This window comes from Blastococcus goldschmidtiae, assembly GCF_031845325.1.
Taxonomy (GTDB): Bacteria; Actinomycetota; Actinomycetes; order Mycobacteriales; family Geodermatophilaceae; genus Blastococcus; species Blastococcus goldschmidtiae.
Window position 1 is genome coordinate 38,622 of the sequence record NZ_JAVREI010000021.1, and the last position, 8,347, is coordinate 46,968.

Here is an 8,347-nt window from a genome sequence, read left to right on the forward strand (position 1 = left end):
TCTGCCGGTGCCCATGCGGGATGGATCACAGTGATCGGCTCGCTCTCGCCCGCGCAGCGGGAACGCGACGTCGAACGCGTCGCCGGCGGGCTGGTCGACGTCGTCGTGGTCGGCGGCGGGGTGACCGGCGCCGGTGTCGCGCTGGACGCGGCCGCCCGGGGACTGTCGGTGGTGCTGCTGGAGCGCACCGACCTGGCCGCGGGCACCAGCCGCTGGTCCTCGAAGCTGGTGCACGGCGGGCTTCGCTACCTCGCCCACGGCGAGATCGGCCTGGCGCGGGAGAGCGCCCGCGGGCGCGCCGTCCTCATGGGGGTGACGGCGCCGCACCTGGTCCGGCAGCTGCCGTTCCTCATCCCCGACGCTGCGGGCCGCGACGTCAGCGCGCTGGGCGGGGCCGGCGGGCGGCTGGGTGACCTGGTCCGGTTCTCGGTCGCGGGTGGGCGAGGATCGCTGCCCGCGACGCGGCGGGTGCGTGCGGACGCCGTCGGCCGGATGGTGCCGGCGGTGCGGCCCGGGCGCGGCGGCGTCGTCTTCTGGGACGGGCAGCTCACCGACGACGCCCGGCTCGTGGTCACGCTGGCCCGCACCGCCGCTGCCCACGGCGCCCGGGTGCTGACCGGCGCCACCGTGACCGGCGTCGACGGTGCCACGACGCCGTCGCTCGGCTCGGCGGAGGTGCACGCCGACGTCGACGGCGAGGCGCTGACGCTGCGGGCCCGGACGGTGGTGAACGCGGCCGGGGTGTGGGCGCAGCGGCTGGCGCCGGGCATCCGGCTGGTGCCCTCGAGGGGCTCGCACCTGGTGCTCCGGGCCGACCGGCTCGGCTCGCCGTCGGCCGCGCTCACCGTGCCGCTGCCCGGCTCCCGGTCGCGGTACGTCTTCGCGCTGCCCCAGGCCGACGGGCTGATCTACCTCGGCATCACCGACGAGCCGGTCGACGGCCCGGTGACCGACGAGGACCCGCAGCCCTCCGACGCCGAGGTGCAGCAGCTGCTCGACACGGTCAACCAGGTGCTCGCCGAGCCGCTCACCCGCGACGACCTGGTGGGCGCCTATGCGGGGTACCGGCCGCTGGTGCTGCCGGAGTCGGCCGGCACGGGTCCCGGCGATGCGACGGCCGACCTCTCCCGCAAGCACCTGCTCGCGTGGGACGGACCGGTCCTCACCGTCGTCGGCGGGAAGCTCACCACCTACCGCGCCATGGCGGAGGAGACCGTCGATGCCGTCGTCGCCCGGCTCGGCGGGACGGCGCGCTCGACGACCGCGCGGCTGCCGCTGGTCGGGGCGGCGCCGCGGCCGGCGCTGGACCGCATGTCCGCACCGGCTCGGCTGGTCGCCCGCTACGGCACCGAGGCGCCGGAGGTCGAGGCGCTCGGCCCGGACCTGGTGGTGGCGGGACGCCCGGAGACGGTGGGGGAGCTACGGTTCGCCGTCCGCTCCGAGGGGGCGCGCAGCGTCGCGGACCTGCTGGACCGGCGCACCCGTATCGGTCTGGTGCCCGCCGACCGGGCCCGTGCGGTGCCGGTGGCGGAGCGGGTGCTCGCCGAGGAGAGCTGACCGGCAGCCACGATCAGGTTCCCTGATCATGGCGCCTCCTCCCTCACCGTGGGCGCTCAGGGAGGACGCGCTGCGGTGAGGGAGGACGAGTCGATCCCATGATGTGGGAAGCCCTTTCCACTGTGCGGGATGGAGGGCCACACTGCGGCCGTGGACACCTACACGCACGGGCACGCCGAGCCGGTCCTGCAGTCGCACCGCTGGCGCACGGCGCAGAACTCCGCGGCCTACCTGCTGCCCGCCCTCCGCCCGGGCGCGGACCTCCTGGACGTCGGTTGCGGCCCCGGCACGATCACCGTGGACCTGGCCGCGCGGGTGGCGCCGGGCCGGGTTCTCGCGCTGGACGTGTCGCCCGACCCGCTGCCGGAGGCCCGTGCCGCCGCCGGGCGCGCCGGGGTGGAGGTGACCTTCGAGGTCGGCGACGTCTACGCGCTCGACCTGCCCGACGGCTCCTTCGACGTCGTCCACGCCCACCAGGTGCTCCAGCACCTGACCGATCCCGTCGCCGCCCTCCGGGAGATGGCGCGGGTGTGCCGGCCGGGGGGCGTCGTCGCCGTCCGCGACGTCGACTACGCGACGTTCACCTGGTTCCCCGCGAACCCCGGGCTGGACCGCTGGCTGGAGCTCTACTCCGCGGTGGCCCGCGCGAACGGGGCCGAACCCGACGCGGGCCGCCGGCTGCTGGCGTGGGCGCACGCCGCCGGGCTGCGGGACGTCACCGCCACGACGTCGGCCTGGTGCTACGCCTCAGCCGAGGAGCGGACGTGGTGGGGCGACTCGTGGGCCGGACGGGCGACGTCGTCGGCCTTCGCCGAGCAGGCGGTGGCCTACGGGCTGGCGACGCCGGAGCAGCTCGAGCAGGTCGCCGACGCCTGGCGGGTGTGGCGGGACGCCGGGGACGGCTGGCTCGGGATGATGCACGGCGAGCTGCTCATCCGGGTCTGACCGCGACCACCGGGCGGGGCTCCTCCGCCTGGAGCGCGGCCAGGCTGCGGCGCACACCGACCGCGACGGCGCCGAGGGCGAAGAAGCCCTCGTCGTCGTCCACCGTGGACTCGCGGAGCAGGCTGACCAGCCGGTGCAGGGCGGCGCCGGCCCGGACGATCTGCTCGTCGCGCTCGTCGGGCGTCGAGCCGTCGGTGGTGTGGTACGGCGTGCGGACGACGCCGGCGAGGCTGTCGAGGGTGTCGGCGAGCACCCAGCCGGTGCCCGGGTCGAACTGGTCGATGCCGCGCCGGTGCGGGTGGAACTCCACGACCAGCGAGGTGAGGTCGTCGACCAGGACGGCGACGCGGTCGACCGCGCGGGCCTCCTCGCGGATCTCCGCGGCGCGGCCCTGCCAGCGGCGGGCCCGTGGGTTCGCCCGACGGGCGCGCTCGACCAGCGTCGCGGCGAACCGCATGCGGTCCAGCGCCCGGTCGAGGCGGCGGTTGCGGTCGGTCCACTCGTCCGGCTCGGGCACCCGCCCGTCGCGGAGCGTGGTCGCGATGTCGGCCAGGTGCTGGGCGAGCAGCCCGCGGGTGTGCGAGATCTGCTCGACGGCGCGGGTGAGCTGCAGGGGCGGGAAGAGCAGCGCGGTGACGAGCACGCCGATGGCCGCGCCGAGCATGGTCAGCCCGGCGTAGCGCAGGACGTAGGTGTCGGGGTCGTCGAGCCCGACGGTGAGCATGAGGACGGCGGCGAAGCTGACCCAGCTGGCCTGCTCCCGCCACAGCTTCACCTGCTCGACGAGCACCGCCAGGGCGACGATGGCGGCGACGGTGAGCGCGTTGGGCACCGCGAGGGTGAGCTCGTAGACCGTCACGGCCAGCGCGAAGCCGGTCAGGATCGCCAGCACGCTGCGCCACGCGGCGCTGGCCGAGTCGGCGATCGTGGGGGAGACGGCGATGACCGCGCCCAGCGGCGCGTAGTACGCGTAGTCCGACAGCACCGGCGGAAGGAGCGTGGCCACCTGCCACGCCAGCCCCGCGGCGACCGCCGCACGCACGCCGCGCTGGACCCCCGATGCGCGCAGCAGCGCCAGGATGCGGTTCATCGGCCGCCAGCATGACCGCTGCGACCGCTCACCGCTCGTGTGGGTGGCGGAACTCACGGTCACGGCCGCCTCGTCACGAGATCCGCCCACCCGGGGGCTCCAGCGCCCTGACGGGCACGGGTGCGCAGATCTCGCGGAGGGTCAGGCGCCGGCGGCCAGTGCGGCAGCGAAGCGCGCCTCGACGTCCTCGCCCTCCGCCTCGATGCGCAGCCAGTCCTCCTTCGAGTACGCGCGGGTCCTCCGCCAGAACTCCGCCCAGGCCTCCGTGTGCCCCCAGCGCCCCTCGACCTCGGCGTCGTACTGCGCCGGGTCGTGCTCGCCGAACACCTCGAACCGCTGCTCCGGGGTCAGTGCCATCCCCATGGTCCGTGCCTCCATCTCCTTCCCGACGGACGCGGCCATCGGCGTCGTCCGCTCCAGCCGGTCCCGCAGCAGCCGGTGCTGGCGGCGCAGCGGAAGGACCTCGTCCTCCCCACCACTCGCGAGCTCGCGGCGGGCCCCGGGACGACGCCGGTGGAGCGCTCGACCGGCTCGCCTGCAGGGGCCCGCACCGAGCCTGCGAGGTGTGGAAGGGCAGGCGGGTCCTCTTACGTAGTGGTGCAGCGTGCGCACCGTGACACCGGCCAGCGCGGCGACCTCCCCCACGTTCATCGGGTCCGCCCTTCCTCTGACGCCGACCAGGCAACTACCTGACGTCGCGTCAGGGTCGAGCGCGATTCCCCGGCCTGCGGAGGACGGCGGTCCCGTGTGACGATCGGGGCATGGCCGACGAGATCTCCCCCGAGGACCCGTTCCCCCGCCAGCGCGTGCAGGTCCGGGACGCCGAGATGGCCTACGTGGAGGTGGGCGAGGGCGACCCGATCGTCTTCCTGCACGGCAACCCGACGTCGTCCTACCTGTGGCGCAACGTGATCCCGCACGTGCAGCACCTCGGCCGCTGCCTGGCGCCGGACCTGATCGGCATGGGGGCCTCGGACCGGCTGCCCGACCCGGGCCCGGGCACCTACTCGTTCGACACGCACGCCTCCTACCTGGAGGGCTTCCTCGCCGCGGTGGGGGCGACCGAGCGCGTCACGCTCGTGCTGCACGACTGGGGCTCCGGGCTCGGCTTCGACTGGGCCGCCCGGCACCCCGAGGCGGTGCGCGGCATCGCCTTCACGGAGGCGATCGTCACGCCGGTCACCTGGGAGGACTGGCCCGACGGCGCGCGCAACATCTTCCAGGTCATGCGCGGTGCGGACGGCGAGGCGGCGGTCCTGGACAACAACGTCTTCGTCGAGATGATCCTGCCCTCGGCCGTCGCCCGCGGGCTGACCCCCGAGGCGCACGACCACTACCGGGCACCGTTCGCCGAGCGCGAGGACCGCTGGCCCACGCTGGAGTGGCCGCGCCAGCTCCCGATCGAGGGCGAGCCGGCCGGTGTCGTCGCGCGGGTGGAGCAGTACGGGGCGTGGCTGGCCGGCAGCGACGTCCCGAAGCTGTTCATCGACGCCGATCCCGGCTCCATCCTGGTCGGGCGCCAGCGGGAGCTGGTCCGCCGCTGGCCGGCCCTGACCGAGGTCACCGTGCCGGGCAGCCACTTCGTGCCCGAGGACTCGCCGCACGAGATCGGCCGCGCCGTGGCCGACTGGCTGCCCGGGCTGCGCTGAACGTCCGGTCTAGGTCAGCACCCGGACCGTCTCGACGACGGCGACGAGCGCGAACACGAGGAACAGCCCGGCGGCGACGCGGCGGATGAGCGCGATCGGCAGCCGGTCGGCCAGGTTCTTGCCCAGGAAGACGGCGAGCCCCGAGACGACCAGCAGCGCGGCCCACGCCCCGACGAACACCGACAGCGGCTCGTCGTAGCGCGCGGCCAGCCCGGCGGTGGCCAGCTGGGAGAGGTCGCCCCACTCGGCGGCGAACAGGACGCCGAAGGAGATGGCGGCCACCCGCAGGAACGACGTCCCCTCGCGCCCCTCGCCCGCGTCGTCGGCGTCCTCCGGCCCGCTCGAGGCGCTGCGCCACAGGATCACCGCGCCGATCAGGAACAGCGCCGCGACGACGCCGCTGACCAGGGCCTCCGGCAGCAGGGACAGCAACGAGCCGGCGGTGACCGCGATGGCCACCTGGAGACCGAACGCCGTCCCGACGCCGACGAAGACCGGGAGCGGCGGGAACCGGGTGGCGAGCACCAGGCTGGCGAACAGCGTCTTGTCCGGCAGCTCCACGGGGAGCACCAGCACGAACGCGGCCAGGACGACCGACAGGACCACGTGATTCCTACTTCCGGTGGGCACCGCCAGGCGGAGCCAGGGCAGCCTCCGACCCGGCAGCGCAGGGCTGCTGGTCGAAGGTCTCGCCCACCCGCGCCGGGGGCGCGGACCCGCTGACCGGGCGGCCCGCGAGCGGGCGCCAGCATGTCGACCAGCGGACGGGGGGCTACTCCCCTTCGCCGGGAAGAGTAGCCGTTCGGAATCCTGCTGCGTCGCCGGGCGTGCGGCGCTACGGTGCCGTCCATGCGCCGACATTGATCCGCCTCGCACGCACTGCCACCGCAGGCCCGGCCGCTGGCCCGGCTCGCGGTGGGCTGGGCCGCGCTCTCCGAGCTCGTGCCCCTGTATCCGCTGTACGCGCTGCTCTTCCTCGGCACCGGCCTGTCGACGGCGGAGATCTCGGCGCTGTTCGCCGTCTGGTCGGTGACCGCCTTGCTCGCCGAGGTGCCGGCCGGGGCGCTGGCCGACCGGTGGTCGCGTCGCGGGGTCCTCGCCTGCGGCGCGGTCCTGCAGGGCGCCGCCTTCGCGGTGTGGGGGGCCGCACCGGGGACGGCGACCTTCGCGGCCGGCTTCGCTCTCTGGGGCATCTCGAGCGCGCTCGGCTCGGGCGCCGCCGAGGCGCTGGTGTTCGACGGTCTCCGCGACGTCGGGGCCGAGGAGGCGTTCGCGCGGGTCAACGGCCGGATGACCGCCGCGGAGCTGCTGGCCCAGCTGCCGACGGCGGTCGCGGCCGCCGGGCTGTACGCCGTCGACGGGTTCGCGCTGGTGGCGTGGTGCAGCGCCGCGGTCAGCCTGTCGGCGGGGGTGCTCGCCGTCGGCTTCCCCGAGCCGCCGCGCGAGCGGGAGGGGGCGCTGCTCGCCACGCTGCGGGCAGCCGCGGTGCAGGTCGTGCGGCACGCGCCGCTGCGCGGAGCCGTCGGCGCCGTCGCGCTGGTCGGCGGGCTCGACGCCGTGGAGGAGTACTTCCCCGTGCTGGCTGCGGAGCGGGGTGTGCCGACGGGCGCCGTCCCGTTCGCCGTGCTCGCGATCGCGCTCGCCGGTGCGGCCGGAGCTGAACTGGGCGGGCGGGCCGGCGGGCTGCCCGACGGGGGGTTGCCGGCGCTGCTGGCCGCCGTCGGGCTGCTGCTGGGCGCCGCCGCCGTGCTGCCCGGCCCGGCGGCGCTGCTCCCGCTCGCCGGCGCCTACGGCCTGTACCTGGCGGTGCTCGTCGTGGCCGAGGCGCGGCTGCAGGAGCGCATCGAGGGGCCCTACCGCGCGACGGTCACCTCGCTGGCCGGCCTCGGGGTCGAGCTCGCCGGCCTGCTGGTGTTCGCGGCCTGGGCGCTGGGCGGAGCGGCCGCGACGGCGCTGCTCGTGCTCGTTGTCGTACCCGTGGTGGCCTCCGGGCTGAGGGAGCGGCCCTAGGCCGTCGTCGGGTGGGGCTCGGGCGGCAGCACCGACAGTGGCGGCAGCAGCAGCTGGACCAGCGGGCCGATGGCCAGCGCATAGAGGACGGTGACGACGCCGACCGTGCCGCCCAGCAGCCAGCCCGAGACGACGACGGCCACCTCGATCGACGTGCGCACCGGTCCCACCCGCCAGCCGGTCCGGCGCACCAGCCCGGTCATCAGCCCGTCCCGAGGCCCGGGGCCCAGGTGCACGCCCACGTAGGCGGCGGTGGCGACGGCGTTGCACACGATGCCGAACCCGGCCAGCGCGATCCGGATCGGCAGGGACGACGGTGGATCGACCACCGCCAGCACCGCGTCGGCCGCCAGACCGACGGCGACGACGTTGCTGACCGTGCCCAGCCCCGGCCGCTTGCGCAGCGGGATCCAGGCCAGCAGCACCAGCACGCCGACGACGATGATCACCACGCCCAGCGACCAGTCCAGCCTGCGGGCCAGCCCCTGATGCAGCACGTCCCACGGCATGAGCCCCAGGTCGGCGCGCACCAGCGCGGCGATCGAGACGCCGTAGAGCCCCAGCCCGAGGTAGAGCTGGGCGAGCCGGCGGGGGAGGCGGCGCCCGGACATCATGTTGATCATCGGCGATCGGTCGACCGACACGCCGCAGCGGGCAGCCGTTCGACGATGATCAACTGCGGACCGGCGGTCAGCGGGCGGCGCGACGGGCCACGCGGGCGGCGAACACCCCGGCCGACCAGCCGTTGTCCACGTTGGTCACCGCGACGCCCGGGGCGGCCGCGGTCAGCATCGTCATCAGCGCGCCGAGGCCACCGAGTCCCGCGGGCTGCCCTGCCGACGTCGGCACCGCCACGACGGGGACGTCGGTGAGCGCGCCGAGCGTGGCCACCAGCGCGGCGTCCATGCCGGCCACCACGACGAGGCAGTCGACGTCGGGGAGCCGGTCGGGGTCGGCGAGCAACGCGCGCACCCGGCTGCCGGCGACGTCGTCGTACCGGACCGCCGTGCTGCCCGAGACGCGGGCGACGAACGCGGCCTCGGCGGCCACGGGGGTGTGGGCGCCACCCGCGCCGACGACGCCGACCAGCCCCACC

Annotated in this window: 9 protein-coding genes; 4 read left to right on the forward strand and 5 right to left on the reverse strand. The window is 75.6% G+C overall.

Annotation, left to right across the window (positions count from 1 at the left end):
* Nucleotides 1-30 precede the first annotated feature (30 nt).
* Nucleotides 31-1,557, forward strand: a complete 1,527-nt coding sequence (locus RM425_RS20115) for a glycerol-3-phosphate dehydrogenase/oxidase (protein ID WP_311347010.1) — start codon at nucleotides 31-33, stop codon at nucleotides 1,555-1,557.
* 150 nt (nucleotides 1,558-1,707) lie between these two features.
* A complete protein-coding gene (locus RM425_RS20120) occupies nucleotides 1,708-2,502 on the forward strand; it encodes a methyltransferase domain-containing protein (RefSeq protein ID WP_311347011.1) in 795 nt (264 codons plus the stop codon).
* Here the strand turns inward: RM425_RS20120 and RM425_RS20125 are convergent.
* Together RM425_RS20125 and RM425_RS20130 are read right to left on the reverse strand one after the other, a co-directional pair.
* On the reverse strand, nucleotides 2,489-3,592 hold the full coding sequence (locus RM425_RS20125; protein ID WP_311347012.1) for an FUSC family protein: 1,104 nt from the start codon (nucleotides 3,590-3,592) through the stop codon (nucleotides 2,489-2,491). The genes RM425_RS20120 and RM425_RS20125 overlap by 14 nt on opposite strands.
* Nucleotides 3,593-3,733: 141 nt before the next feature.
* The gene (locus tag RM425_RS20130) at nucleotides 3,734-3,994 is read right to left on the reverse strand and encodes a TipAS antibiotic-recognition domain-containing protein (RefSeq protein ID WP_311347013.1); all 261 of its coding nucleotides are present in this window, start codon (nucleotides 3,992-3,994) and stop codon (nucleotides 3,734-3,736) included.
* A 359-nt stretch (nucleotides 3,995-4,353) separates the two neighbouring features.
* Between RM425_RS20130 and RM425_RS20135 the strand changes: the two genes are divergently transcribed.
* Complete coding sequence (locus RM425_RS20135; RefSeq protein ID WP_311347014.1) at nucleotides 4,354-5,241, forward strand: haloalkane dehalogenase; 888 nt, start codon at nucleotides 4,354-4,356, stop codon at nucleotides 5,239-5,241.
* 9 nt (nucleotides 5,242-5,250) lie between these two features.
* Here RM425_RS20135 and RM425_RS20140 read toward each other — a convergent pair whose 3' ends face one another.
* Nucleotides 5,251-5,847, reverse strand: a complete 597-nt coding sequence (locus RM425_RS20140) for a TMEM165/GDT1 family protein (RefSeq protein WP_311347015.1) — start codon at nucleotides 5,845-5,847, stop codon at nucleotides 5,251-5,253.
* A gap of 336 nt (nucleotides 5,848-6,183) precedes the next feature.
* On the opposite strand from RM425_RS20140, the gene RM425_RS20145 reads away from it, so the two are divergent.
* A complete protein-coding gene (locus tag RM425_RS20145) occupies nucleotides 6,184-7,251 on the forward strand; it encodes an MFS transporter (RefSeq protein ID WP_311347016.1) in 1,068 nt (355 codons plus the stop codon).
* On the opposite strand, the gene yczE is transcribed toward RM425_RS20145, so the two are convergent.
* Both yczE and RM425_RS20155 read right to left on the reverse strand, forming a co-directional pair.
* Nucleotides 7,248-7,874, reverse strand: coding sequence for a membrane protein YczE (gene yczE / locus RM425_RS20150; RefSeq protein ID WP_311347017.1), 627 nt, complete (start codon nucleotides 7,872-7,874; stop codon nucleotides 7,248-7,250). The two genes, RM425_RS20145 and yczE, sit on opposite strands and share 4 nt — an antisense overlap.
* A 67-nt stretch (nucleotides 7,875-7,941) precedes the next feature.
* On the reverse strand, nucleotides 7,942-8,347 hold a 406-nt coding region (locus RM425_RS20155; protein WP_311347018.1), incomplete at its 5' end, for an AIR carboxylase family protein.

What these genes read in the sequence shown, in the direction of transcription:
- RM425_RS20130 (WP_311347013.1), bottom strand. Translation starts at nt 3,994, where the DNA reads ATGGCCGCGTCCGTCGGGAAGGAGATGGAGGCACGGACCATGGGGATG.
- RM425_RS20125 (WP_311347012.1), bottom strand. Translation starts at nt 3,592, where the DNA reads ATGAACCGCATCCTGGCGCTGCTGCGCGCATCGGGGGTCCAGCGCGGC.
- RM425_RS20135 (WP_311347014.1), top strand. Translation starts at nt 4,354, where the DNA reads ATGGCCGACGAGATCTCCCCCGAGGACCCGTTCCCCCGCCAGCGCGTG.
- yczE (WP_311347017.1), bottom strand. Translation starts at nt 7,874, where the DNA reads ATGATCAACATGATGTCCGGGCGCCGCCTCCCCCGCCGGCTCGCCCAG.